22 protein-coding genes and 1 pseudogene are annotated in these 24,453 nt (G+C 69.0%); 17 read left to right on the top strand and 6 right to left on the bottom strand.

Annotated elements, in window-relative coordinates; translation table 11 throughout:
- Nucleotides 1–3 precede the first annotated feature (3 nt).
- On the top strand, nucleotides 4–2,820 hold the full coding sequence (locus tag VLK61_RS18125; protein ID WP_325423020.1) for an Hsp70 family protein: 2,817 nt from the start codon (nucleotides 4–6) through the stop codon (nucleotides 2,818–2,820).
- Nucleotides 2,821–2,830: 10 nt separating this feature from the next.
- Here the strand turns inward: VLK61_RS18125 and VLK61_RS18120 are convergent, their stop codons facing one another.
- Both VLK61_RS18120 and VLK61_RS18115 read right to left on the bottom strand, forming a co-directional pair.
- Nucleotides 2,831–3,550, bottom strand: coding sequence for a hypothetical protein (locus VLK61_RS18120; protein WP_325423019.1), 720 nt, complete (start codon nucleotides 3,548–3,550; stop codon nucleotides 2,831–2,833).
- Between the two features lie 136 nt (nucleotides 3,551–3,686).
- Nucleotides 3,687–4,289 carry a DUF4337 domain-containing protein gene (locus tag VLK61_RS18115; protein ID WP_325423018.1) on the bottom strand — a complete coding sequence of 201 codons (603 nt, stop codon included), beginning with the start codon at nucleotides 4,287–4,289 and terminating at the stop codon, nucleotides 3,687–3,689.
- 134 nt (nucleotides 4,290–4,423) lie between these two features.
- Between VLK61_RS18115 and VLK61_RS18110 the strand changes: the two genes are divergently transcribed.
- Nucleotides 4,424–5,317 (top strand): hypothetical protein, encoded by an 894-nt coding sequence (locus VLK61_RS18110; RefSeq protein ID WP_325423017.1) that lies wholly within the window; start codon nucleotides 4,424–4,426, stop codon nucleotides 5,315–5,317.
- A gap of 28 nt (nucleotides 5,318–5,345) precedes the next feature.
- Here the strand turns inward: VLK61_RS18110 and VLK61_RS18105 are convergent, their stop codons facing one another.
- Nucleotides 5,346–7,901: an Ig-like domain-containing protein gene (locus VLK61_RS18105; protein ID WP_325423016.1), complete on the bottom strand. Its 2,556-nt coding sequence runs from the start codon at nucleotides 7,899–7,901 to the stop codon at nucleotides 5,346–5,348.
- A 203-nt stretch (nucleotides 7,902–8,104) separates the two neighbouring features.
- Here VLK61_RS18105 and VLK61_RS18100 point away from each other — a divergent pair, with 203 nt between their 5' ends.
- From VLK61_RS18100 to VLK61_RS18075, 6 genes and pseudogenes are all read left to right on the top strand, one after another.
- A complete protein-coding gene (locus tag VLK61_RS18100; RefSeq protein WP_325423015.1) occupies nucleotides 8,105–8,518 on the top strand; it encodes a hypothetical protein in 414 nt (137 codons plus the stop codon).
- Nucleotides 8,518–8,877, top strand: coding sequence for a hypothetical protein (locus VLK61_RS18095; RefSeq protein WP_325423014.1), 360 nt, complete (start codon nucleotides 8,518–8,520; stop codon nucleotides 8,875–8,877). The genes VLK61_RS18100 and VLK61_RS18095 overlap by 1 nt, the downstream gene beginning before the upstream one ends.
- A gap of 218 nt (nucleotides 8,878–9,095) precedes the next feature.
- Nucleotides 9,096–9,614 carry an FxDxF family PEP-CTERM protein gene (locus VLK61_RS18090; RefSeq protein ID WP_325423013.1) on the top strand — a complete coding sequence of 173 codons (519 nt, stop codon included), beginning with the start codon at nucleotides 9,096–9,098 and terminating at the stop codon, nucleotides 9,612–9,614.
- 287 nt (nucleotides 9,615–9,901) lie between these two features.
- The gene (locus VLK61_RS18085) at nucleotides 9,902–12,076 is read left to right on the top strand and encodes an Ig-like domain-containing protein (protein WP_325423012.1); all 2,175 of its coding nucleotides are present in this window, start codon (nucleotides 9,902–9,904) and stop codon (nucleotides 12,074–12,076) included.
- Between the two features lie 56 nt (nucleotides 12,077–12,132).
- A complete protein-coding gene (locus tag VLK61_RS18080) occupies nucleotides 12,133–13,317 on the top strand; it encodes an OmpA family protein (RefSeq protein WP_325423011.1) in 1,185 nt (394 codons plus the stop codon).
- Nucleotides 13,318–13,607: 290 nt separating this feature from the next.
- Nucleotides 13,608–13,775: pseudogene (locus tag VLK61_RS18075) on the top strand (TetR/AcrR family transcriptional regulator); the annotation flags it as partial.
- 28 nt (nucleotides 13,776–13,803) lie between these two features.
- Here the strand turns inward: VLK61_RS18075 and VLK61_RS18070 are convergent.
- Nucleotides 13,804–14,589 carry a CAP domain-containing protein gene (locus tag VLK61_RS18070; RefSeq protein ID WP_325423010.1) on the bottom strand — a complete coding sequence of 262 codons (786 nt, stop codon included), beginning with the start codon at nucleotides 14,587–14,589 and terminating at the stop codon, nucleotides 13,804–13,806.
- Nucleotides 14,590–14,704: 115 nt separating this feature from the next.
- Between VLK61_RS18070 and VLK61_RS18065 the strand changes: the two genes are divergently transcribed.
- From VLK61_RS18065 to VLK61_RS18035, 7 genes are all read left to right on the top strand, one after another.
- Nucleotides 14,705–15,739: a L,D-transpeptidase family protein gene (locus VLK61_RS18065; protein ID WP_325423009.1), complete on the top strand. Its 1,035-nt coding sequence runs from the start codon at nucleotides 14,705–14,707 to the stop codon at nucleotides 15,737–15,739.
- A 7-nt stretch (nucleotides 15,740–15,746) separates the two neighbouring features.
- Nucleotides 15,747–16,292 (top strand): M23 family metallopeptidase, encoded by a 546-nt coding sequence (locus VLK61_RS18060; RefSeq protein WP_325423008.1) that lies wholly within the window; start codon nucleotides 15,747–15,749, stop codon nucleotides 16,290–16,292.
- 77 nt (nucleotides 16,293–16,369) lie between these two features.
- Entirely contained in the window at nucleotides 16,370–19,576 is a 3,207-nt protein-coding gene (locus tag VLK61_RS18055) for an AMP-binding protein (protein ID WP_325423007.1), read from the top strand.
- A 69-nt stretch (nucleotides 19,577–19,645) separates the two neighbouring features.
- A complete protein-coding gene (locus VLK61_RS18050) occupies nucleotides 19,646–19,834 on the top strand; it encodes a hypothetical protein (protein ID WP_325423006.1) in 189 nt (62 codons plus the stop codon).
- A complete protein-coding gene (locus VLK61_RS18045; RefSeq protein WP_325423005.1) occupies nucleotides 19,831–20,337 on the top strand; it encodes a DUF6630 family protein in 507 nt (168 codons plus the stop codon). Before VLK61_RS18050 ends, VLK61_RS18045 begins: the two co-directional genes overlap by 4 nt.
- 18 nt (nucleotides 20,338–20,355) lie before the next feature.
- On the top strand, nucleotides 20,356–21,213 hold the full coding sequence (locus VLK61_RS18040; protein WP_325423004.1) for a hypothetical protein: 858 nt from the start codon (nucleotides 20,356–20,358) through the stop codon (nucleotides 21,211–21,213).
- A 183-nt stretch (nucleotides 21,214–21,396) separates the two neighbouring features.
- Nucleotides 21,397–21,885, top strand: a complete 489-nt coding sequence (locus VLK61_RS18035) for a cupin domain-containing protein (protein ID WP_325423003.1) — start codon at nucleotides 21,397–21,399, stop codon at nucleotides 21,883–21,885.
- Nucleotides 21,886–22,037: 152 nt separating this feature from the next.
- On the opposite strand, the gene vapC is transcribed toward VLK61_RS18035, so the two are convergent.
- A complete protein-coding gene (vapC, locus tag VLK61_RS18030) occupies nucleotides 22,038–22,439 on the bottom strand; it encodes a type II toxin-antitoxin system VapC family toxin (protein ID WP_325423002.1) in 402 nt (133 codons plus the stop codon).
- Nucleotides 22,436–22,630, bottom strand: coding sequence for a type II toxin-antitoxin system VapB family antitoxin (locus VLK61_RS18025; RefSeq protein WP_325423001.1), 195 nt, complete (start codon nucleotides 22,628–22,630; stop codon nucleotides 22,436–22,438). The genes vapC and VLK61_RS18025 overlap by 4 nt, the downstream gene beginning before the upstream one ends.
- A 217-nt stretch (nucleotides 22,631–22,847) precedes the next feature.
- On the opposite strand from VLK61_RS18025, the gene VLK61_RS18020 reads away from it, so the two are divergent.
- Together VLK61_RS18020 and VLK61_RS18015 are read left to right on the top strand one after the other, a co-directional pair.
- Nucleotides 22,848–23,339, top strand: coding sequence for a YybH family protein (locus tag VLK61_RS18020; protein ID WP_325423000.1), 492 nt, complete (start codon nucleotides 22,848–22,850; stop codon nucleotides 23,337–23,339).
- A gap of 124 nt (nucleotides 23,340–23,463) precedes the next feature.
- A complete protein-coding gene (locus tag VLK61_RS18015; protein WP_325422999.1) occupies nucleotides 23,464–24,441 on the top strand; it encodes an NAD(P)H-dependent flavin oxidoreductase in 978 nt (325 codons plus the stop codon).
- Nucleotides 24,442–24,453 lie beyond the last annotated feature (12 nt).

Genomic DNA, 24,453 nt, shown 5'->3' with positions numbered 1-24,453 from the left:
CTGATGGCCGCTTACTTCGTCGGTATCGACCTCGGCACGACGCACACCGTCGTGGCCTATGCGCCGGCGACAGGGGCCGCCAGCGATGAGGCCGGTGCAGGCCTGCGGCTGTTCGAGATCGAGCAACTCGTCGCGCCCGGCGAGGTCGCGGCGCGGCCGTTGTTGCCGTCGCTGCGCTATCACCCGGCGGCGGGTGAAATCCCGCCGGGCGATCGGCTGCTGCCTTGGGATGGGAGCGGCGACGATGCGGTGATCGGCGCCTGGGCACGCCGCCTCGGTGCGCAGGTGCCGGGCCGGCTGGTGGCCAGCGCCAAGAGCTGGCTGTCGCATGCCGCGGTCGATCGCCTGGCGCCCATCCTGCCGTGGGGCGCGCCGGCGGGCGTGCCCCAGGTGTCGCCGGTGGCCGCCAGCGCCAGCCTGCTGGCCCATGTGCGGGCGGCGTGGAACCAGCGTTTTCCGCGGGCGCGGCTGGAAGCGCAGGACATCGTGCTGACCGTGCCGGCCTCGTTCGACGACGCCGCGCGCGAGCTGACGCTGCAGGCCGCGCGCGACGCCGGCCTGCCGACGCTGCGCCTGCTCGAGGAGCCGCAGGCCGCGCTGCACGACTGGCTGTTCCGCCACCGTCGCACGCTGGCCCAGGCGCTGGCCGGCACGCGCCTGGTGCTGGTCTGCGACGTGGGCGGCGGCACCACCGACCTGAGCCTGGTACGGGTCGAGACCATCGACGGCGAGCCCCGGCTCGAACGCTTCGCGGTCGGCCGCCACCTGATGCTGGGCGGCGACAACATGGACTTGGCGCTGGCGCACCTGGCGGAAGGCCGGCTGGCGCATCCTGCTGAAAGCCGCTTGCCCGGCGCGCCGCGCCGGCTGGCGGCCGGCGAGCTGGCGCAACTGGTCGAGCGCTGCCGCGCCGCGAAGGAGAGCCTGCTTGCGGCCGGTGCACCCGACAGCGCCACGGTGACGCTGCTCGGCGCCGGCGCGACGCTGATCGGCGGTGCCCGGTCCGTCACGCTCCGCCGCGACGAGGTCGAGCGCATCGTCGTCGACGGCTTCTTTCCGGCCGGCGCGCCCGACGAGCTGCCGCGCCGCGAACGCAGCGGGGCCGGCCTGGTCAGCTTCGGCCTGCCCTATGCCAGCGACCCGGCGGTGACCCGCCATGTCGCAGCCTTTCTGCACGAACATGCCGATGCCGGCTGGCCCGATGCGCTGCTGCTCAACGGCGGCGTGTTCCGCGCCGAGGCCATCGCCACCCGCCTGCAGGCCACGCTGGCCGCCTGGCGCGGTGCGCCCTTGACCTTGCTGCACAACGCCGACCCGGACGTGGCGGTGGCCCGCGGCGCGGTGGCCCATGCACTGGCGCGCCGCGGCCTGGCGCCGAAGATCGGCGGCGGCTCGGCGCGCAACTACTTCCTGCTGCTGGACAGCAGCGGCAGCGGCGCGCAGCGCGGCGTCTGCGTGCTGCCGCGCGGCAGCGAGGCCGGCCGCGAAGTGCCGCTGGAAGGCCGGACCTTTGCGCTGAAGAGCGGCGAGCCCGTGCGCTTCAACCTCGTCGCCGGCACCGCCGGCACGGTGCGAGCCGGCGAGCTGGTCGATCTGGCCGACCAGGCGGTGCTGCCGCTGCCGCCGCTGGCGACGGTGCTGCGCACGGCCGACGGCGCGGGCCGGCGCGAGGTCGCGGTGCGGCTGACCAGCCGGCTCAGCGAGCTGGGCACGCTGGCGCTGCAATGCATCGATGTCGGCGACCCGGCGCGGCACTGGCAACTGCAGTTCCAGCTGCGCAACGACGCCGCGGCGCCGGCGGCCGCCGGCCTGCCGCCGCGCCTGGATGAGGCGATCGCCGCGATCGAGCGGGTCTTCGGTGCACGCGACCGCCAGGTCGATGCCAAGGCGGTGAAGCAGTTGCGCGCGCAACTGGAAGCGCTGTTCGGCCAGCGTGAACGCTGGAACCTGGCGCTGCTGCGTCCGCTGTACGACGCGCTGTGGCAACGTGCCCGCGCCCGCCGCCGATCGGCCGACCATGAGCGGCTGTGGCTCAGCCTGGCCGGCTGGTGCCTGCGCCCGGGTTTCGGCGATGCGCTGGACGGCTGGCGCATCGAACAGCTGTGGCCGATCTTCGTGCAAGGCGTGCAGCACGGCCGCGACGCGCAGGTCTGCGCCGAGTGGTGGACGCTGTGGCGGCGCGTGGCCGGCGGCCTGGACGAAGCGGCGCAGCAGCGCGTGCTCGAGGACCTGGCGTTCAACCTGCGCGGCCACGAGCTGGGCGCCGATGCGCAGCAGTACAAGTCGGCCAGCCTGGTGAAGGGCGGCCGGGACGACATGGTGCGCCTGGGTGCATCGCTCGAACGCATCGCGCCCGAGCACAAGGTCGAGATCGGCGACTGGCTGCTGGCGCAGCGGCAGCCGCAGCCCGGGAAGCCCTCCGGCAAGTCGCCCGAGAAGTCAGCCGTGAAGGCGTCCGGAAGCCACGTGCTTTGGGCGATAGGCCGGCTCGGTGCCCGTGCGCCGTTCCATGGCAGCGCACACCGCGTGGTGCCGGTCGAGACCGCGGCGGCCTGGCTGGCCACGCTGCTGGCGCTGGACTGGAAGCGCGAGGAGGGCGCGGCTGCCGCGGCAGCGAACCTGGCGCGGCTGTGCGGCGACCGCGCGCGCGACCTGCCGCCCGAGCTGCGCGAGCAGGTGGCTGCGCGCCTCGAGGCGATGCATGCGCCGCCGAGCTGGGTGCTGGGTGTGCGCGAACACGTGCCGCTGGACGAAGCCGGCGAACGCGGCGTGTTCGGCGAAGCGCTGCCCGCTGGCTTGCGGCTGATCGGAGCGGACTGAACGGGCCGCGTCAGCTCAGTGACTTGGCGAGATCACGCAAGGCCTGGCGTGGGTTGTCCTCGATCGGCGAACCGTGGGACACCAGGATGCGGGTCAGCGATTCGATCTCGGCCCATTGCAGCAACTGCTGGCGCAAGGCCTGCGTGTCGGCGATCACCGCCACCTTCACGACCGTGGGGATGTGCGCTTCCTTGCCGGCAAAGCCGGCCATGCGCAGCAGCCAACCGCCGAAGCCGGAGGCATCGCGGATGTTGCCGACCACATCGTTGAGGACCAGCGTCGTGCCCTGGGGGCTGCGCACGACCAGCGCCGCCTCCCGCCCGCGTGTGCCGGGCACGACGACGAACAGCAGGTTCGGGTCATCGAAGCCGGGCATCGTGGTATCGACGTGCACCACCTCCTGAACCTTCTCGCGGGCGCCTTCGGGCGCGACGACCTGCATGCCGGGGTAGCGGTCTTTCCAGATCTTGGCGTCGAGCCGATGCTTGTCGCTCGGCACGATCAGGAAGGCGGGGCGGCCGAAGGCCTCGAGCGAGGCCATCTCATCGTCGTCGAGGGCAATCGCGCTGTACACCACCAGCCGCCCATCGTTCAGGCGCACCACGGTCATGCGCCGCGGCAGGTCCATCAGCGGCATGTGGATCTCGCCGACGACGGTCAGCAGGTTGTCGTCGATCCGTGACAGCTTGCCGTGCGGCAGCACGGTCCATTGTTGAAACGGCTGGGTCATGCGGAACTCCGATGTCAGCGCACCCTCGTGCGGTCGGGTCAAGCTACGCCCATGCCAAGGGGATTTCTGTAGGACAACACCGCCTCTGCGCGCCGTCGCCGCGATGGCGCCGGGCTTCATGCGGGCGGGGCAGGCCTCAGGACAACCAGCGGCTCAAGGTATTCGGGTGCACCGCCCAGCCCAGCAGGCCGGACAGCCCCATCAGCACGCCGAAACTGATCGGCAGCCACGACACCCAGTACAGCCATGACAACTCGGTCAGCGCCGTGACGGCGAGCAGGGAAATGGCGATGGCCAGCGCCGCATCGGACAGGTCGAACTGATCGTCGCGGTAGTTCAACCGGTCGTAGGTCTTCTGGTCTTCTTCGGCTTGGGTCTTGAGCTCCTGCTTCTTCTGGGCCTCGTTGGCAGCCTTGGCTACAGAGCTGGCAATCGCCTCGTCGTAGGCGGCGGCCTTGTCGGCGGGGGCTGCCAGCTTGGCCAGGCGCAACTGCACCGCGGCGGCATCGGCCACGTCCTGCCGGACGTTGCGTGCCTGGTAGAAGTTCCAGTGATCCAGTTTGTCGGCCTGGGCCTGCTGCATGGCCTGGACGATGTTGTCGTCCTTCACCTTGCAGATGCCCATGAAGGTGGCCAGCAGTGCCACGGTGATGGCCACCATGGTGTTCAGCCGCGCGGTGCGAGGGCCGCCGGGCGCTTCGGCGTCGGTCTTGATCAGTTCCTGGGGATCGATGTCCATGCGATATTGTGAGCGTGTAGCCGAAGCTGTCGCCGCTCATGCTGGCGCATCGGGCAAAGCCCACGGGCGCACCGATTGCCCCGCCCTGCACAGGGGCCTGCACCGCGGGCTGTGGTCTTTCCGGGCGATTCACGATGAACAGGCTTGTCACCGCGCTCTGCGCATTCGCCGCCGCGGCGTTCTGCAGTGCGGCCCTGGCACTGCCGGCCGCCGACGCCTTGCGCGCCGGCTTCGCCGCGGCGCGCGAGCGCAGCGGCGGCGGCATTTCCGATCGGCCGGTCTACCTGCAATCCACCGAGACGCCGAACAGCCTGAGCGCCGACGTGCATGCGCTGGTCGACCAGCCCTTCGACAGCGTGCGCCAGGAACTCGGCTCGGCCGCGAGCTGGTGCGAGGTGCTGATCCTGCACCTGAACGTCAAGTACTGCCGCGCGTCGACCACCGGCGGGCAGGAGGTGCTGGACGTGGGCATCGGCCGCAAGTTCGACCAGCCGCTGGCCGATGTGCACTGGGCCCGCTTTGCCTTCCGCAGCACGCGCAGCGAGGCCGATCACATCGGCTTCGAGCTGCAGGCGCCCACCGGCCCGATGAGCACGAAGGACTTCCGCATCACGATGGAGGCCACGCCGCTCACGGCGCGGCAGACCGTGGTGCGCATGACCTACGCCTATGGCTTCGGCACGGTGGCGCGCTGGGCGATGCAGGCCTACCTGTCCACACTCGGCAAGGACAAAGTCGGCTTCAGCATCACGGGCCGCGGCGCCGATGGCCAGCCGCTGCGCATCGGCGGCGTGCGCGGCATGGTCGAGCGCAACACCATGCGCTACTACCTGGCCATCGAATCCCGCCTCGGGGCGCACGGCCTGCCTCCGCCGCAGCAGTTGCGCAAGAGCTTGCAGGACTGCTTCGACGCGACCGAGCGCTATGCGCGGCAGCTGCACGAGATGGATCGCGCGGACTACCTGGACATGAAGCTGCGTGAAGTGCAGCGGCAGGCGACCACGGCGCCGCCGGTGCCGCGCGGCTGAAGCCGACCCGTCGCCGTGCCGGCGCGCCTCAACCCGTCAGCGGCTCGAAGGCCAGGCCGTGCTCGCTCAAGCCCACCAGGTCGATGTTGGCGGCGGTTTCACTGCGTTCGGCGGCCAGCCAGGCCAGCGCATCGGTGCTGAGTTCACTGCGGTCCAGCATGCCGGCGTAGAGGTCCAGCGTGGCCGCGTCGGCCTCGGCCCCGAAGACATTGCGGTAGACCAGTGCCACGAAATCGCGGTGGCCGTCCGAGCCGGCGAGATCGACGAACAGGTCGGTGCCTATGGCCAGTTGCGCCAGCTCGGTTGGGCTCATGCCGCCATCCAGCAGCGACAGGCCGATGCCGATGATCGCGGCGTTGCCGACCCACGAGGCGCCGAACAGCGCACCGACCAGCTTGGCCACGGCGCCGGCGTTGCCGTCGAGGTCCAGCGCCAGGTGCGCACCACTGAAGGCCAGGCGCTCCACGTCGATCAGCGCATCGCTGCCTTCGCTGCCGGTGGTGGCGTTGACCTGCCAGCTGTGGGCAGCGCTGCCGCGTGCCAGTTGGTAGCTGCCGCGGTCCAGGTCGAACAACGCGGTGTCGATGCCGGCGCCGCCATGCAATGCATCGGCGCCGGCCCCGCCGTGCAAGCTGTCGTTGCCGGCCAGGCCGTCCAGCGTGTCGGCCCCGGCGCTGCCTTCGACGGCATCGTTGCCCTCGGTGCCGCTGATCGGCGGCGGCGGTGGTGCCGGCGTGGGTGCTGGAATGGTCGTGAACTGCACGCGCAGCTGCGCGCTCAGGCTGTTGCCCGCCGCGTCCTCGATGGCGCCGCTGCTCACTTCCACGCGGTAGCTGGTGCCCAGGTTCAGCGCGGCGCTCGGGTCGATGCTCAGCGTGTCGCCGCTGATCGTCACGCGGCTCGAGCTGCCCAGCGCGAACTGTTCGACCAGCACGCCGGCCTCGGTCTTCAGCCGCACCGTGCCGTGGTCGGCGACGATGGCTTCGTTGAAGCGCAGCACGATGTGGCTGTCCACGCCGACCTGCGTAGCGCCTTGCGCCGGTGTGCTGTCCAGCAGCTGCGGCGCCGTGCGGTCCGGCGCGGCTTCGGTGCTGAACTGCAGCGTGCTGGCCTGCGCCAAGGCGTTGCCGGCCAGGTCGCGCACCGCGCCGCTGACGATCTCCAGCCGGTAACCGGTGCCGTACACCAGGCTGGCGCTGGGATCGATGCTGAGGGTGCTGCCGCTGAAGCTCAGGCGCTGGCTGCTGGCGATGTTGAAGCTTTCCACCAGCACGCCGGCCTCGGTGCGAAGTTCGAGCCGGCCACTGCCGCGCTGGATACTTTCGCTGAACTGCACGCTGAGGTTGTCGGTGAGCTTCACGCCCACCGCGCCGGCGGCCGGCAGCGTGCTCAGCACGCTGGGCGGCGTGGTGTCCGGCGCGGCGGTGGTCTTGAAGTTGAAGCTGCTCAGGCCGGTGTAGGCATTGCCGGCCGCATCCACCACGGCGCCGCTCGGCAGCACCAGCTTGAACTCGCTGCCGTAGGCCAGCGCGGCGGTCGGGTTCACCGTCAGCGTGTTGCCGGAGAAGCTCAGCGCGCTGCTGCTGCCGACGGTGAACTGCTCGATCACCGTGCCGGACAGCGTGGTCAGCGAGAGCTTGCCGGTGCCGGCCAGCACCGTCTCGCTGAACTTGAGCACCAGGTTGGCGTTGATGGCGACGCCGGTTGTTTCATCGGCGGGTGTGATGCTGTCGAGCACCGGTGCCGTGGTGTCCGGCGCGGGTGCCGGCGTGGGGGCAGGTGCCGGGGCCGGCGAGGGAGACGGTGACGGAGAGGGTGATGGGGAGGGAGCCGGAGAAGGCGAGGGTGAGGGCGAAGGCGCCGGCGCCGAAGCCGGATCGAGCGAAAAGCCGTTGCTGCTGTTGTAGCCCCAGGCGCCGCCGAGCCCGTCGTTGCCGTAGATCCAGGCCAGCGCCAGCAGGTCGTAGGCCTGGAAGACGCTCTTGTTGCCACCCTGATTCGTGTACGACATCACGGTGTTGTTGGTGTTGTCCTCGTTCGCCGGCAGGCTGTTGCTGCCGCTGAACGGATGGTCCAGCCCCAGCGCGTGGCCAATCTCGTGCAGCAGCGTCTCGTAGCCGGCCGTGCCGGCCTGCGGGTTGACGTTGTTCGCCGACCACTCCACGTCGTCCAGGAAGACGTAGGCCTCGGCCGCGTACGACACGATGTTGCCGCCACTGCTGCTGTAGTTCCAGGTCGACGAGCAGAGCCCGCTGGTGCTGGCGCCGTTGAGGTTGGCGTTGGCAAAGTGCAGGTCGGCCTGCGCGGCACTGGCGGTTTCGACGAACTGGATGCCGGTGACGTCGGCGCAATAGTCCAGGATCGCGCGGGCCGCTGCCTGCTGGTTGGCGTTGAAGGCCAGCGGTGAACCGTCCGGCGCCTTGGCCGTGATCTGCGACGTGATGTCGAAAGTGAAGTACAGCGTGTTCGCCGCCGGCGTGATGTCTGGCGTCAGGTAGTTCCAGTTGGCGAAACTCCCCATCAGGGAATCCGCACGGGCGTCGCCCGAATACTCGACGGTGGTGGCCTGGGCAACGGTGGGCATGCGGGGTGAACTCGCAGGAGGGGGATGTTCGTCCTATCGGCGCGGACGGCGCCGGCTTGAGCCCGGTTCGTCACCGGCTGTTGCAAATGCAGGCAAGATTGGCGGCACAGTGGGTTCACCAATTGCCGGGCGATGGCGTTGTACCGAGAGCACCCCCAGGCGGCGCCAATCGCGCGGCTTCCGACACCCCACCGGAGAACACCATGAACAAGCTCATCACCACCCTGGCCGCGACCGCTGCCGCAGCGCTGATGGCCGCCCCCGTGCCGGCCCTGGCGCAGATCGGCGTCGCCACGCCGGTGACCTACAGCAACCTGGTGTGGTCCTCGTCGTTCAACGCGGCCGGCCTCACCAACTGCACGGAGCTCGTCATCGATGCCACCGGCGACCTGATCACCAGCGATGCGCTGCTGATCTATGGCGCACTGAACTGCGGCTCCGGCGCCTATGGCGTCACCGGCAGCCTGTTCACCACCGCCGATGGTTCGTTCGCGATCACGATGCTGGTCGCCGGCTACACGATTTCCTGCCCGCGCGTGGCAGGTTTTGTCGGCAATTGCACGGTGTACGACGCCTCGTGGATCTCGCGCGGCACGGGCCAGATCCAACTGCTGTGATGCTGCGCACGGGCCTGATCGTCAGCGCCTTCGCGGCCCTTGCCGCGGGCTGCGGCGATACCCGGCATGAGCCGGTGAAGGTGATCGCCGCGCCGCGGCCAGCGCCCGTCGAGCCCGTGGCCGCGCCGCCGCCGGTCAGCGTCGCTGCCGTGGCCGCAGCGCCGGCAGCATCCGCGCCGCCGAGCCGGCCCGTTGTGCTGCCGCCGCGGCAGCCGGGCTTGGTCGTCGAGCAGGGCGTGGTGCAGCGCAGCTGGCAGCCCGGCCAGCCGAACGGCAACGCCGACTTCCGCAGCGCGATCGAGGCCAAGCGCGCACGCGCTTCCTTGCCCGCCGCACCGGCCGAAGCGCCGCGACAGTGAGCCTGCCGGCGCCCGCCGGTCGTCGACGAAGGCGGTCGTTCGTGCCGCAGCCTTGCGTCAGTGCACTGGCGTACAGACGGGCCCGATGAACTCCCGCACCCTGCCGCCTGCAGCCTTGGCTTGACGCCGAGCCTGTTCGTTGCCGTCGCGCCCCGCCGGACATCGGCGCTGCTGCGCCGCGGTTCATGCCGGGCCTTGTTTCACTCCTTGGAGATCCCATGACACTCACTCGTTTGGTGGGCGCTGCAGCAGCGCTGTCACTGGCTGCTGGCGCGGCCCTGGCGGAGGACATCGCGTTGTCGGTGCCGCTCATCAGCACCGTGCCGGACACCTACTCGGCCGGTTTCAGCCTCACGCACCTGATGGCCGGGCTGTTCACCGACACCATCACCTTCTCGCCCACGGTGACCGGCACGGTGTCGACGGGTGTGTTCACCTTCGGCTTCACGCCGGCCACGGACATCAACTTCACGTCGGCCATGCTGAACGGTCAGCCCCTGACCTTGACGGGCGCCGGAACCCTGGAATCCGGTCTGCTGAGCCCCGTCAATGTCAGCGGACCCTTTGTGCTCACGGTGAGCGGGTTCGCCGGCGTTGGCCTGGCCGATGACGCGGCCATCTCGGCCTCGTACAGCGGCGTCGTCAACGTCACCGCCGTGCCGGAGCCTGGCACGCTGGCGCTGCTGCTGGCGGGCGTGGCCGCGGTCGGCTTTGTCGCGCGTCGCCGCGGCGGCTGAATTCACGCGCTCGCGGACCCTGCGGCGAGTCGGGAAACTCGCCGTCGCCGTTTCTGCAGCGCAGCACGATCAGCCACCGCCGCGGGCCAGTGCTGCCGGGTCTCTCGGAAGGCCGCGTCTTATGTGAGTTGGCACGGACGCACTGATTGTGCGTTTGCATTCCCGCGCGTGCCAATGTTGCCTACCGCACCGACGGCTTGCCCGGAGGTCCGTAGAACGACCTCCTGCGCCAGATCCAATGGCCCACCATTTCTGCAGGGGGCGTCCCGATGACTGTACTCAATCGCTTGTCTAGATCCATCAGGTGCTGGCTGCCGGTCCTGGTGCTGGGGTTCGTCGCCGGCTGCGGTGGTGGCGGGCTCGACCCGATCCTCGGGACACCGGGCGCCACGGCGGTGCCCAGCGTCACGGCGACATCACCCGTCGCAAGTGCACCCGTGGTCACCGGTGTGGCCAGCAACGCCCGCGTCACGGCCGCGTTCAGCAAGGTGATGGCAGGCAACACGCTCACACCCAGCAGCTTCACGCTGGCCTGTCCGGCCGGCTCACCGGTGGCGGCCAGCATCAGCTACGACACAGTGACCAACGTGGCCATGCTGACACCGGCCACGCCGCTGCCGGCGAGCACGCTGTGCGTCGCCACGCTCACCACCGCCGTGCAGGACACCATCGGCCTGGGCCTGCCCGCCAACTTCGTCTGGGGCTTCCTGACTGCACCCGCCGACGACGTGACGGCACCCACCGTCGCGATGACCAGCCCGCTCGCCGGCGTCGCGAACGTGGCCAACAACACACTGGTCACGGCCGTCTTCAGTGAAGACATGAATCCGGCCAGCCTGTCGGCGACCAGCTTCACGCTGATCAACACCACGCTCGGCACCGCCGTGCCCGGCAGCGTCAGCTACTCGGTTGGCGGCCGCACGGCGGTCTTCACGCCGAGCACGCCGGCCACACTGGCAGACAACAGCCAGTTCACAGCCACCCTCACCACCGGCACCAAGGACCTTGCCGGCAACGCCCTGGCCGCGAACTTCGTGTGGACCTTCGCTACCACCGCGGCACTGGACACGACGCGGCCTACCGTCACGCTGACGGTGCCGGCGGCCGGCGCCACCGCCGTTTCCAGCAACACCCTGATCACCGCGACCTTCAGCGAGGACATGAATCCGGCGACGATCTCGGCCACCAGTTTCACGCTGCGCAACACCACGCTGGGCAGCGCCGTGCCCGGCACGGTGAGTTACTCGGCCACCAGCCGCGCGGTGATCTTCACGCCGTCCACGCCGGCGACGCTGGCCACCGACAGCCAGTTCACCGCCACCGTCACCACCGCCGCCACCGACCTGGCCGGCAATGCGCTTGCCGCGAACTTCCAGTGGGGCTTCACCGTCGGTAGTGCGCTCGACGCCATGGCGCCGACGGTCACCGCCGTCAGCCCGCCGGACGGCAACACCGCCGTCTGCCTGAGCACGCCGGTGACTGCCACTTTCAGCGAGCCAATGGATCCGACGACGATCACCACCTCCAGCTTCATCGTCAGCGACAACGGTGTCGCCGTCGCAGGCATCGTGAGCTACGACGCGCCGACCCAGCGTGCCCGCTTCGTGCCAACGGCAGCAGCGGGGCTGGCCGCAAACCGACCCTATGTCGTGACCCTGACGTCTGGCAGTGCCGGGATGAAGGACCTGGCCGGCAACCCCTTGGCCGTTGACCGCAGTTGGGGATTCACCACCAGCGCGCAGGCCTGCCTGCGGGCGATCGACCTCGGCTTGGCGTCGTCCTTCGGTGCGTTCGGCGGTGCTGCCGGCGTCACCAACCAGGGCACCAACAGTGTGGTGGGCGGCAACCTCGGCAGCACGGCGGTGTGCTCCGCGATCACCGGTTTCCACGACAGCGCGACGTCCTATACCGAGACGCCGCTGAACCAGGGCGAGGTGAACGGCAAGGTCTACTGCGCGCCGTCGGCGCCGGGCAACGCGGTGACGCTGGCCGTCGCCACGCAGGCCCACGCCGCCGCGCAGGCGGCGTACAACACGCTGGCCGCTCTGCCACCCGGCAGCGACCCCGGCGCCGGCCAACTCGGTGGCCTGACCCTGCCCGGTGGGGTCTACACCGCCGCGGGTGGCAGCTTCAACATCACCACCGGCGACCTGACACTGGATGCGCAGGGCGACGACAACGCGATGTGGGTGTTCCAGAGCGCATCGGCCCTCACGGTGGGCCAGCCCGCGCTGCCGCGGCGTGTGCTGCTGATCAACGGCGCACAGGCCCGCAATGTGTACTGGCAGATCGGCAGCGCGGGCCGCATCGAGGACCGCAGCGTGATGGTCGGCACCCTCATCGCGCCGGCCGGCGTGACCATTTCCACCGCCGGCCAGTCGGCCCAGACGCTGCTGACCGGGCGCGCCATCAGCCTCACGGCCTCGGTGACGATGGTCAACACCACCATCGTGGCGCCCTGAGCCCGGGCCGCTCGACTTTCGCGCCCACTCCCTTCACGACTGCCTGAGAGACCACGATGACATCACCCCATGCACTGCGTTGGCTGCCGTTGGCAGCACTCGGTGGCCTGTTGGCCTCCGCCACCCACGCGCAGGACACCTCTTTTGCCTATGGCGGGTTGTCGCTCGGCCAGGCGCGCGCCAAGATCGACGAAGAGCGCATCAGCGCCAGCCTGCTGGGCGCGGGCCTGATCAGCAGCACGATGGTCCGCGACGAGAGCAGCCCGGCTTACAAGCTGTTTGCGGGTTATCAGTTCAACCGCTACCTGGCGCTCGAAGGCGGCTACTTCAATCTGGGCAAGTTCGGTTTCACCTCGACCACGGTGCCGGCGGGCTCGCTGACGGGCGAGATCAAGCTGCAGGGCGTGAATGCCGACGTGCTAGGCATGCTGCCGCTGGGCGAGCGGTTCGCGCTGTTCGGCAGGGTGGGCGCTCAGTACGCCCGTGCCCGCGACAACTTCAGCGCCACCGGTGTGGTGCGGGTGCTGAATCCCAGCCCCAGCAAGAGCGAGACGAATCTGAAGCTGGGTGGCGGTCTGCAATACGAGCTCAGCCGGTCTGTCCTGATGCGCGCCGAGGCCGAGCGCTACCGCATCAACGACGCAGTGGGCAACCACGGTCATGTCAACGTGGTCTCGCTGAGCCTGGTGTTTCCGTTCGGTCGTGCGGATGAACGGGCAGCGGCACCGCGCGTGTCCGCCGCACCGGCCTACGTCGCCCCGGCCCCGACGCCGGCGCCGGCACCGGTGATGGCGCCATCGCCGCCGCCGGTGGCCGTGGTCGTGGTCCCGCCGCCGGCACCCATCCCCGCGCCCTTGCCGCGGCGCGTGAACTTCTCGGCCGATTCGCTCTTCGCCTTCGACAAGGCGGTGGTCACGCCGGAAGGCAAGTCCGCGCTCGACCGGTTCGCGAGCGAACTGCGTGGCACCCGCTTCGACGTGATCACCGTGGAAGGCCACACCGACCGGCTGGGCACGGGCCCGTACAACCAGGCGCTGTCCGAACGCCGGGCCCAGTCGGTCAAGGCCTACCTGCTGGCCTCGGGGTCCGTCGACGCGGGCAAGCTCAGCGCCGTCGGCAAGGGCGAAACGATGCCGGTGACCACTGCCGAGCAGTGCAAGGGCAACACCGCCAACGCCCGGCTCATCGCCTGCCTGCAGCCCGATCGCCGCGTGGTGGTCGAAGTGGCCGGCACCCGCTGATCAGGATCGGCCAGGCGCCAGCGTGGTTGGGTCCTGGCGCGCAGCGTCGGCCCACAGCTGCTCGAATCACGCGGGCCCGAGGCGGTCCGGGTTGTTGAGGTCCAGCAGCAAGGCCAGGCTCTCCCCGGCCCGGCCCGGCCCGGCCCGGCCGGTGTCCCGGATCATGCCGCTTATTTTCAGAGGTAGAAACGGCCTGACAGCCGCCCCGCCAACCGCCGGCGGAGTGGTGGCAGCCAAGGCAGCGCCGACAACATCAGCTTGCGCAGCGCGCGCAGGCCGGGGAGTGCGGCGAGCCGCGCGCAGCCGCCGCCACGCGGGCCGGCCTGATCGCCACCCAGCTGCTCGGCCTGGGGCTGGGCCGCTATGTGCTGAAGCTGCCCCCGGTGGTCGCGCTCAAGCGGGCGGAAGCCGTGCGCCGCGTCGGCGCGGTGGTGCAGGGCTATTTGTTCGACGCCTGAGCGGCTTCAGCGGCGCGCTGCGAGGCCTTCAGTCGGCGACCACGCGCAGCGACTGGCCCACGGCCTCGATGCGGTAGCGGGCACCGTCGGCGGGTTGCAGCGTCGTCGGCCGGTCCTGCCCGGGCAGCGCCAGGCTCAGGGTCGGCGCGCTGCAGTGCTCGTGCCAGCGGGTGGCACCGCGGCCCAGCGAATAGGCCGTGTCGCCCAGCTGGTAGTGCAGGGCCTGGCTGCTGCGGTTGCTGATCTCGAAGCGCAGGCGCAACGCGGCCGGCCGGCCGAACATCTGCACTGCGTAGTAGCGGTCGGTGCGCGGGCTGCGGGCGATGGCCGCGCCGATGTGGGTGGCCTCTGCGGCGAGCAGGTTGCGGCGGTGGCCCGGTGAATCGATCCAGCCCTGCACGAAGCCCTGCGCCAGTTCCGCGGTGTCGAAGCCGGCCGAGTTGAAGCGGTAGGCGATGTTCTCGGCCACCATGCAGTGGGCATAGGCGTGGGCCTGGGCCCGCTGCTGCGGCTGGCGGCCGTCGGCGTCATGGCCGTAGCGGTCGGTGCGTGCCATGTAGGCCGCAAATTCCGCCGCCGCGGCGGACAGGCGCGCATCGGGCCGGGTCGGCAACAGGCCTTGCGACTGGCGGAAGACATTGCTGCGCTCCACCAGCGCCTGTTCGGCCTGGGCCAGATCCGGCTGTCGTGCCGCGGGTTGCTTGGCCGTCGCCGCAGACGAGCCGGCCAGCCACACCAGGGCCACGGCCGCGATGCAAGGCCGCGAACGGCGCGCGTTCGATGGTCGTCGGTTCAGAGGTGCGAAGGTGGCCATGGTCCGGCGCTCAGTGTGCCTGTCCGCCATTCTTGCCACCGTCGCTGGTGCCGGGAACGCGGCTTGCCGGAGCCTTGGCAACCGGCAGGCAATGGCTCGCCCGTGAGGAACCACCATGGACGTTTCGCGTGTTTCCGGCTGGCGCCTGTGCCTGCTCGGCGCTTTGCTGGGTGGCACGGGGGCTGGCGTGCTGGCACCGGCGCATGCAGCCGGCAAGCCGCAGGCGTCGCAGCCCGCCGCGGCACGGCTGATCGCCGCGGTCGAGAACACCCGGCAGTCGCCCGTGCTCGGGCCCGGCGCCAGCGGCCCGGCGGTCATCCGCGCGCAGGTGCTGCTGGACCGCGCCTGGTTTTCTCCCGGCGAGATCGATGGTCGCTTCGCCCTCAACATGCGGCGCGCGGTGGCGTCGTTCCAGGCCGCACGTGGCCTCAAGCCGAGCGGGCGCATCGATGCCGCCACTTGGCAAGCCCTGCAGGCCTTGCAGGGCGACGGCGCGACGCCCTTGCAGCGCTACGTGATTTCCGAAGGCGACATGCGGGGTCCCTTCGCGCCGGTGCCCAAGGACATCATGGACCGCGCGAAGCAGAAGTGGCTGGGCTATGAATCGCCGCTCGAAGGGCTGGCCGAGAAATTCCATGCCTCGCCGCGGCTGCTGCAGGACCTCAACCGCGGGCGCGAGTTCACCGCCGGCCGCGAGATCGTCGTGCCCGATGTGCTGGACAGCAAGCCGGCCGGCAAGGCCGCGTCGATCCAGGTGCTCAGGCATGAGCGGCAGTTGAAGGTGCTGGACGCGCAGGGCCGGACGCTGGCCGCGTTCCCGATCAGCATCGGCGGCAGGAACGACCCGCTGCCGCTGGGCCGCATGCACATCAAGAACGAAGTCAGCGATCCGGTGTTCAGCTACGACCCCCAACTGATCTGGGATGCCAAGCCGCAGCACGAGAAGGTCGACATCGCCGCCGGGCCGAACAATCCGGTGGGCAACACCTGGCTCGGGCTCAGCAAGCCGCATTGGGGCATTCACGGCACGCCGGCCCCCGCACTCGTCGGTCGCACGGAAACGCACGGTTGCCTTCACCTGACCAACTGGGACGCGCGCCGGCTGTCCGCGCTGGGCTCGACCGGCTTCGTCGTCGACGTGCGCAAGTGAGCCGGCTGTGGCAGGCCTGCCTGGTGCCTGTCTGCTGAGCCTGGGCCTGCTGATGGCGTTCTCGCCTGCGAGTGCGCAACGCAGCGCAGCGGCTGGCCTCAGCGCCGTCGCCCCGGGCTCGCTGCGCATACCCGTGCTGGGTGTGGAGGCGTCGATGATCCAGGATCACTTCGACGAGGTGCGTGGTGCGCAGCGCCACGAAGCGCTGGACATCATGGCGCCGCGCGGCACGCCGGTCGTCGCGGTGGCCGACGGGCGCGTGGCGAAGCTGTTCACCAGCAAGCCGGGCGGGCTGACGGTCTACCAGTTCGACAGCAGCGGGCGCTTCGCCTTCTACTACGCCCACCTCGACCGTTATGCCCACGGCTTGAAGGAAGGGGCTCTGCTGAAGCGCGGCGACGCGATCGGCGCCGTCGGCAGCACCGGCAATGCCTTACCCGATGCGCCGCACCTGCACTTCGCGGTGTTCCGGCTCGGGCCCGGCCGCGAGTGGTGGAAGGGCACGCCGCTGAACCCCTACCCGATGCTGGTGGGGCGGCACGGGCCCCGCTAGCGGGGCGCAGCCCCAGCCGGCGCCGTGCGGCGCAATGGGTCCGCTACAGTCGGCCCGCCCCGACCACCTGCTGCCCCATGAACATCACCCACGACCTGATCGAACAGGCCCGGCGCAACCCGGGGGCGCCCGCGCTGTTGCTGTCGAACCGGACCGTCAGCTACCGCGAGCTGGACCAGCTCACCTGGCGCAGCGCGGCCTTCCTGCACGAGGCCGGCATCCGCCGCGGCGATGTGATCGCGCTGACTTTCGTCGATGAAGCCCTGCTGGCGCTGGCGATGCTGGGCCTCAATCGGCTGGGCGCGACGATGGTGTCGATGGCGCAGAGCGCGACGGCCGCGCAGCGCGCGCAGTGGGCGGCGGCGGCCCGGGCCAGGCTGCTGCTGAGCGACCGGCCGCAGCGCTTTGCCGGCACGCTGCCAGCGGTGGCGCTGGGTGCGGACCAGATCCTGGCGCGCACCGGGCCGGTTGACCTGGCGCTGATCGACGAAGACCCGCGGGCGCCGCTGGCGATGCGCATCGGCTCGGGTTCCACCGGCCGGCAGAAATTGATGGCGATCAGCCACCGCCAGCAGGCCGAGCGCAACCGCATCCTCAACCTGGCCGAAGGCAACAGCAGCGCGGACCGGGCCGTGGCGATGCCGCACCTGGAATACGGCACCGCGCACCAGCGCCTGATGGCCACGCTGGCCGCCGGCGCTGCCTTCGCGCTCCTGGACCGCGCGCGCGAGGATGTCATCGCGCTGCTGCAGGAACTTTCGCCGACCATCCTGCACCTCACCGTGCACCATGCCGAGGCCCTGCTGCAGCGGCTGCCCGCGGCCTCGGCCGGCCCGGTCCTGCAAGCGCGCATCCTGACCATCGGCAGCTCCACGGTGCCCGAGCGCCTGCGCCGGCGCGTCGCCAGCCGGCTGGCCCGCAATGTGCACGTCAACTACGGCACCAACGAGGCCGGCACCATCGCGCTGGCCGGGCCGGCGCAGGCGCTGGAGACGCCGGGCAGCGTCGGCAAGCCGGTGTCCGGCGTCGAGCTCGAAATCGTCGACGCGCATCGCCAGCCGCTGCCGCGCGGCGCGACCGGCCAGATCCGCATCCGCAGCGCTGCGCTGATCGACGGCTACCCGGACGACGAAGAGGCCAGCCGCGCGGCCTTTGCCGAGGGCTGGTTCTATCCGGGCGACACCGGCCGCTTCACCGAGGGCGGCGAACTGGTGTTCTGCGGCCGCAGCGACGACATGATGATCATGAGCGGCGTCAACATCTATCCGGTCGAGATCGAGCAGGTCATGGCCGCTCATCCTGCAGTCCAGGAAGTGGCGGCGATGCCGTTCAGGCACCCGGTGTACCAGGACGTGCCGGTGTGCGCCGTGGCGCTGCGCGAGGGCGCCACGGCGTCCGAGGCCAGCTTGCGCGCCTATGCGCGGGAGCACCTGGGCTTCCGCAGCCCGCATCGCGTGTTCGTGCTCGACCGCATACCGCGCAACGCGATGGGCAAGCCGCAGCGTGCCGAGTTGCGCCGGCTGATGCAGCCCGCCGCGCCGGTGGTGGCCGCGGCGTCGCCGGCCCTCCAGCCCGCGCGGACCATCGGCGTGGCGGACGTGGGCGGCGCGGCCGCGGCCGACGGCCGTGCGCTCGTCGGCCAGCCCAGCGGGCAGTTCAGCTTCGGCTTCGATTGCCCGGAGACGGTCGACATCGCGCAGCTGGACCTGTGGCTGAGCCAGGCCCTGGAGATCGACGTGGCGGCGGTGCCGGGCGAACACGCCGCTGCGTTTTCGATCGGCGCGCCCGGCACGGCGCAGTCGTCGGCGGCGCTGTTCCTCGACCGCAGCCTGCGGCTGGCTGGCGCGCTGCTGCAGGCTGGCCGCATGCCGGTGTTCGACGCCGCGCAGGTCGTCTCGCTGAAGCAGCAGCCCCGCGACGGCGGCACCGCCTGGTCGGCGCTGGTGCGCATGCCGCTGGTCGAGCAGATGCCGGCGCGCGCCTACCAGCTGGCGGTGACGGCCTCGTTCCAGCTCTGCGCCTGGGCCGCCAGTCAGCCGTGGAGCGAAGCCGGGCGCGACCAGCTCCATGCACGCGTGGCCGAGCAGGTGCTGGTGCCGCTGAAGCGCATGGTGCCGGCGGGCAAGTCGACGATACCGGTGCTGCGGGGGGCGCACCGCCTGGGCATGCCCTTCATCCACCTGGGCGGCGGCAGCTACCAGCTGGGCTGGGGCAGCAAGGGCCGCCGCATGGACCGCAGCAGCACCGAGCACGACTCGATGCTCGGCGCCAAGTTGTGCGGCAGCAAACCGCTGAGCGGCGCGCTGCTGCGCAGGGCCGGACTGCCGGCGCCGGTGCATGAGGCAGTGGCCACGCCGGACAAGGCGCTGGCCGCCGCGCGCAAGCTCGGCTGGCCGCTGGTGGTCAAGCCGGCCGACCAGGAGCGCGGCGAAGGCGTCACGGTCGATGTCGGCAGCGAGGCGCAGTTGCTGGCGGCGTTTGCGCTGGCGCTCGGCCTGTCGCGCCAGAAGCTGGTACTGGTCGAGCGGCAGGTGCCGGGGGTCTGCCACCGCCTGTTCATCGCCGACGGCAAACTGCTCTATGCCGTCAAGCGCTTGCCGATGTCGGTCTTCGGTGATGGCCGCGCATCGGTGGCCGTGCTGGTCGAGCATGAACTGCAGGCCCAGCGGCGGCGCCCGCCCTGGCTGCGCTCGGAGATCGCGCCGCTGGACGACGAAGCCATTGCCGCGCTGCAGGCCGCGGGCTTCACGCCGGCCAGCGTGCCGCCGGCCGGTGCGCGGGTGTCGCTGAGGCGCATCGAATCCACGCGATGGGGCGGTGTCGACGAAGAGGTCAGCGACCGCATCCATCCCGAGAACCTGGCCATCGCGCTGCGTGCGGCCGCGCTGTTCGGCCTGCACATGGCGGGCATCGACATCATCACGCCGGACATCGCCCGCCCCTGGCACGAGAACGGCGCCATCCTCAACGAGGTCAACTTCGCGCCGCTGTTCGGCGGCGGCGAGATCTCCCGCCGGCTGATCCCGGTGTTCCTGCAGGACTTCATCGACGGCGACGGCCGCATTCCGATCGAGCATTTCAAAGGCGGCGACGCCACGATGCCCGCCGCATTGGCCCGCCAGCAGGCGTTGGTGGCCACCGGTCTGCGGTGTTTCCTGACCACGGCTGAGCGCACGCTGGAGCCTGCTGGAACTGAGTGGCAGATGCCGGTGCGCGGGCTGCTGCGGCGGGCGCGGGCGCTGCTGCTGGACCGCGAGGTGGACGCCATCGTGCTGGTTGGCTGAGGGTCAGGGGGGCGCATCGGCCCCAGCGAGCTGCTGGACGCTCCGCCGGATTGGCCAAGGCTTCTACGCATGGACGCGATCCAGGCAGCGGCGATGCATCTCTCACGTCTCGATCAGATGACGCCCAATATGCCGTTCAACCGGACGCGCGCGGTATGCCAGCACGTTGACCAACAGCGTGGCATTCTTGCTGCCGCACCCGATGCCTCTGCTATCAAATGTGAGGCGGCATCAAACGAGATTCAGGAGCGTTCATGATCAGGGACAACTATTCCACAGACCAGATTCTCTCGGCCGAAAAGCTGCTGGAGATCATCAATCCATCGGCTGACTTGGCGCATCAGCAGATCGTTCAATTCCGTGAGGCGCTGCTCTCCGAAGTCGACGACGATGGTGATGACTCGAACCTCCTTTGGGTTGTCAAAGATGTCGTTGATTGGGAGTCCGGATACTTTGTGGACTGGAAGGACACCGAGTCATTCGTTCATTGCGTCATGAAGCTCGCTGATCGATGGGGAGTGACGCTGACCTTCGGCAGCGAAAACCCGCTCGCTGATGACTTTCTGTCGCGAACCACCGTCCCGGACTTGATGAACCAGGCACACAGCGAACTCCTTCCCAAAGGCCTTGTGCTATGGAACTGGGACACTGAAGGAGATTGTTATTGCGGGTGGATCACGAAGTCGATCTCGGCGAGCGCTGTTGCGGCCATTTCCGCAACGCTTGGCATTGAGGTGCGGTCCGGTGATCGACCATTCTGAAACGCAAGGTGACGCACCATGCTCAAGTACATCACCGCCATCGCTCTGTGCGTCCCACCGACCTGGTCGCTTGCCCAAGAGATTCCCTTGGACGAGGAGGGCTTCGCGAAGCTTGCCGCGCAGCGCGTGCAGCGCGAGCTTCCTTCGTACGACATCAAGCCGACGACTCGGTTGACGCTTGAAGGCAAGCGCACGGATGGTGAATCTACCGGTCAACTCAGCCTGGACCGCATTTACGCGTTCTGTTCGAGGAATGCTCCGAACTGCGGCACCGCGCTGGACCAATACGCAAAGGGAATCGGCGAAGTGATCAAGGAGCGCGATCGCCCCATCGAGAAGTCCATGGTGAGAGTTGCCGTTCGACCGGCAGAGTATGTCGACCGCATCAAGAAGCAGATGGGCTCCGGCGCTGCGCCCATCTACGGTCGACCCATCGGCGCCGGACTCTCTCTTGTTCCCGTCTTGGACTACACGCGCTCGGTTCGCTTCGTTGGAGAGAAAGATCTGCCGAAGCTTCAAGTCACCGAAGACGAGGTGTTCAAGCTGGGTGAGCAGAACCTTCGCGCAAGTGTCAAGCCGCTCTCGGAAGTGACCCCGGTTCCCGGGCCAAATGCCTTCGGCAGCATCACGGGTGAAGACTATGCGTCCAGCCGCATTGCCTTTCATGGCGACTGGAAGGTCCTCGCTGACAAGTTGAACGGGCATCTGATCGTCATGCTGCCAGCGCCCGATATTCTCCTGTACGGCGACGGATCAACGCCCGTAGGCGTCGAGGCCTTGCGCACGTTCGGTCGCGAGATGGCAAAGAAGTCCTCCCGTCCCCTCTCCGCGGCGATTCTGCGCTGGACACGCAGTGGCTGGGAAGAGCTGAAGTGAGGCCTGGGCCTTCCGGGCGACCTGCAGCATGGTGACGACGTTCAACGAAACCACGGCGCATGCGGTCAACTCGACGCGCCGCATGCTCGGCTTGAGCGGCGCGGGCATGCCTGCGTCATCCGCCCTGTAAACCCCCAAAGAACGCTCTTGGCGAGATCGATGCCGACGTAGCCACCCCTACTCATGGACAGAACCGAACCCATCGTCGCTGAAGACATCGCCGCCGACTCGACTGTCGGATACCCCGAACCTTTCCGAACGCGCATGGGCAAGGCAAACTGGCGCGCCCTCGGAGATCACTTTGGCCTCACCCAGTTTGGCGTGAGCTTCGAGACGCTTGAACCCAACGCCCAGTCGTCGGTTCGCCATTGGCACACATTGGCGGACGAGTTTCTCTACGTCATTGAAGGCGAACTGTCGCTCCGAACGAACGACGGGGAGTTTCTGCTCCAGCCTGGCGCGTGCATGGGCTTCAAGGCCGGGGACAAGAACGCGCATCACTTGATCAATCGAAGCGCTGCGCTTGCCAAGTTCATCGTCGTTGGCTCTCGGGTGCCAGGAGACATGGCCTTCTACCCCGACGATGACCTGGCTGTCTTTGTCACCGAGCACGGCCGTCGCGCCGTCCACAAGGATGGAACCCCATATCCCTCTCCGCCGAGCGAAACCTAGGCTCAACGGCGAAGTTGCGGTATCCCGCTATGGCGCCGAACTGGAAGATGGGCTCAGCGCGTTTCGTGAGTGGCAGGCACTGCGGCAGCCGTAGTGCGGCGATGTGCGCCGTTCGGCCTGGGCGCCTTACCGTCGCGCCGGTCAACTCGTCGTCAGGCGCCGGACCCGACGCACTGCAAGCCGAGGTGCTTTTCGAACGGATCGAAGTCCCGATCACTGTGCAGAAGCCGGTGGCCACCGACGATGCACCGAGTGGCCAGAACGACATCAACCGTACCGCGAACAGTCACCCCAAGTTGCCGAAGCTTCCTGTAGTTCTTCGCGGCCGCGATGACGACGTCTTCACCACCCAGCACTATGAGTTCGAGCCTCCCAAGCAGGCGCCGAACTTCATTGAACTCCTTGTCGAACTTGCAGCCCTGCAGAACCTCGATGAAGTTCAGATCGCCAATGCCCAACTCCTGTGAGTCAAGCAGCCCCTCCAGGAGCTCAGTCTGAGCTGTCGGCCTGCCGCGGAAGTAGTCAATCCAGACGCTTGAGTCAACCAGGATCACTTATCCCGCCTCATCGCATCCAGGTCGCCCTCCCACGTGATTTTGCCGCGCAGCTTCTTGATCTCGGACTGCTGCTTCAGCCGCAAGAGCGTCTTCAAGCCAAGCTCAACCACTTCGCGCTTGGTCTTCAGGCCTGTTGCTCGGAGCGTTTCAGCCATCAGCTTGTCGTCAATCACGATGTTGGTTCTCACGATGCATACTTTTCTGCCTCAATATACACATCATACGCTCGGCGCATCGCAGGTCCGGCCGCAGCTGGCGTCCAATCCCTGGCTCGAGGCGTGGCCACGGCGGGCCACCAGCCTCGCAAGGCGGTGAGGCATATCATCCTCCGTGCGGGTTGGCGTCTCACTGTCGGACTCGCCCCCTGTCAAACCTCAGCCCGCACACCAAGCTGGCGTCACCGACATGCACCTCACCAAAGCCCTCGCCGCCGCACTTCTGTTCTCGTGCCTGACGCACGCGCAAGCCAACCCAGGCAAGACGCCACCGTCCGTTCAGATTCCCGCGGAGTTCGAAACGCTGCTGCGCAGCTATGAACGCGCCTGGACCGCCAAGGATGCCGCTGCATTGGCACGGCTGTTCTTCCCCGGCGGCATGGCACTTCCCAACGGCAGTCCTCCGGCTGTCGGCAATGAAGCCATCGCGGCGGAGTACGCCAAGAATGCCGGTGGTCCTTTGGCGTTGCGCGCCATCGCATTCACGCAGTCCCGTGACCTGGCCTACATGGTGGGCGGGTTCAGCCAGTCCAGTAGCGAGCCGGACATGGGCAAGTTCGTGCTGGTCCTGCGTCTCGGTGCCGACGGAAAGTGGCTGATCGCGGCGGACATCGACAACCTCAACTTCCGCCCCTCCCGTCCTCCGGCGCAGCCGGCATCGTCAGCGTCACGTCCGCAGTAGGCCTGCGGCTGGATCCGGGCCCCCGAGTCTCGTTCGCGACACCCAGGCGACAGCGCGCCGGCGCCGGTGCGACGAGACTCCGCCTTGGCTTGACTCACCCCACCCCGCGCAGGAGACGCCCCGCATGAAGACCCGCATCACCGAACTTTTCGGCATCCAGCACCCCATCATCCAGGGCGGCATGCACTACGTCGGCTTTGCCGAGCTGGCGGCGGCGGTGTCCAATGCCGGCGGCCTGGGCATCATCACCGGGCTGACGCAGCGCACGCCGGAGTTGCTGGCCAACGAGATCCGCCGCTGCAAGGAACTGACCAGCCAGCCCTTCGGCGTGAACCTGACCTTCCTGCCCACGGTGACTTCGCCGGACTACCCGGGCTACATCCGCGCCATCCTCGATGCCGGCATCAAGGCGGTGGAGACGGCGGGCAACAACCCACAGAAGTGGCTGCCGGCGCTGCACGAGGCCGGCGTGAAGGTGATCCACAAGTGCACCTCGGTGCGGCATGCGCTGAAGGCGCAGGCCATCGGCTGCGACGCGGTCAGCGTCGACGGCTTCGAATGCGGCGGCCACCCGGGCGAGGACGACGTGCCCAATTTCATCCTGCTGCCGCGCGCGGCCGATGAGCTGAAGATCCCGTTCGTTGCCTCCGGCGGCATGGCCGATGGCCGCTCACTGGTGGCGGCATTGGCGCTGGGCGCCGAGGGCATGAACATGGGCACGCGCTTCATCGCGACGCAGGAAGCACCGGTGCACGAGAACGTCAAGGCCGCCATCGTCGCGGCCAGCGAGTTGGACACGCGGCTGGTGATGCGCCCGTTGCGTAACACCGAACGTGTGCTGACCAACGCCGCGGTGGAGCGCCTGCTGGAGAAAGAAAAGTCGCTGGGCGCGGCGTTGAAGTTCGAGCACATCCTCGACGAGGTGGCCGGCGTCTATCCGCGCATCATGAAAGAGGGCGCGATGGACGCCGGTGCCTGGTCCTGCGGCATGGTGGCCGGCCTGATCAAGGACGTGCCCACCGTGAAGGCGCTGATCGACCGCATCATGGCCGAGGCCGAGAGCCTCATCCACCAGCGACTCGCCCGCTTCGCCGCGGCGTGACTGCCGGCCGGG

It is taken from the genome of Aquabacterium sp. (genome assembly GCF_035476535.1).
Classification (GTDB): domain Bacteria; phylum Pseudomonadota; class Gammaproteobacteria; order Burkholderiales; family Burkholderiaceae_C; genus Pseudaquabacterium.
This window is presented reverse-complemented; position numbering and strand designations above follow the sequence as displayed.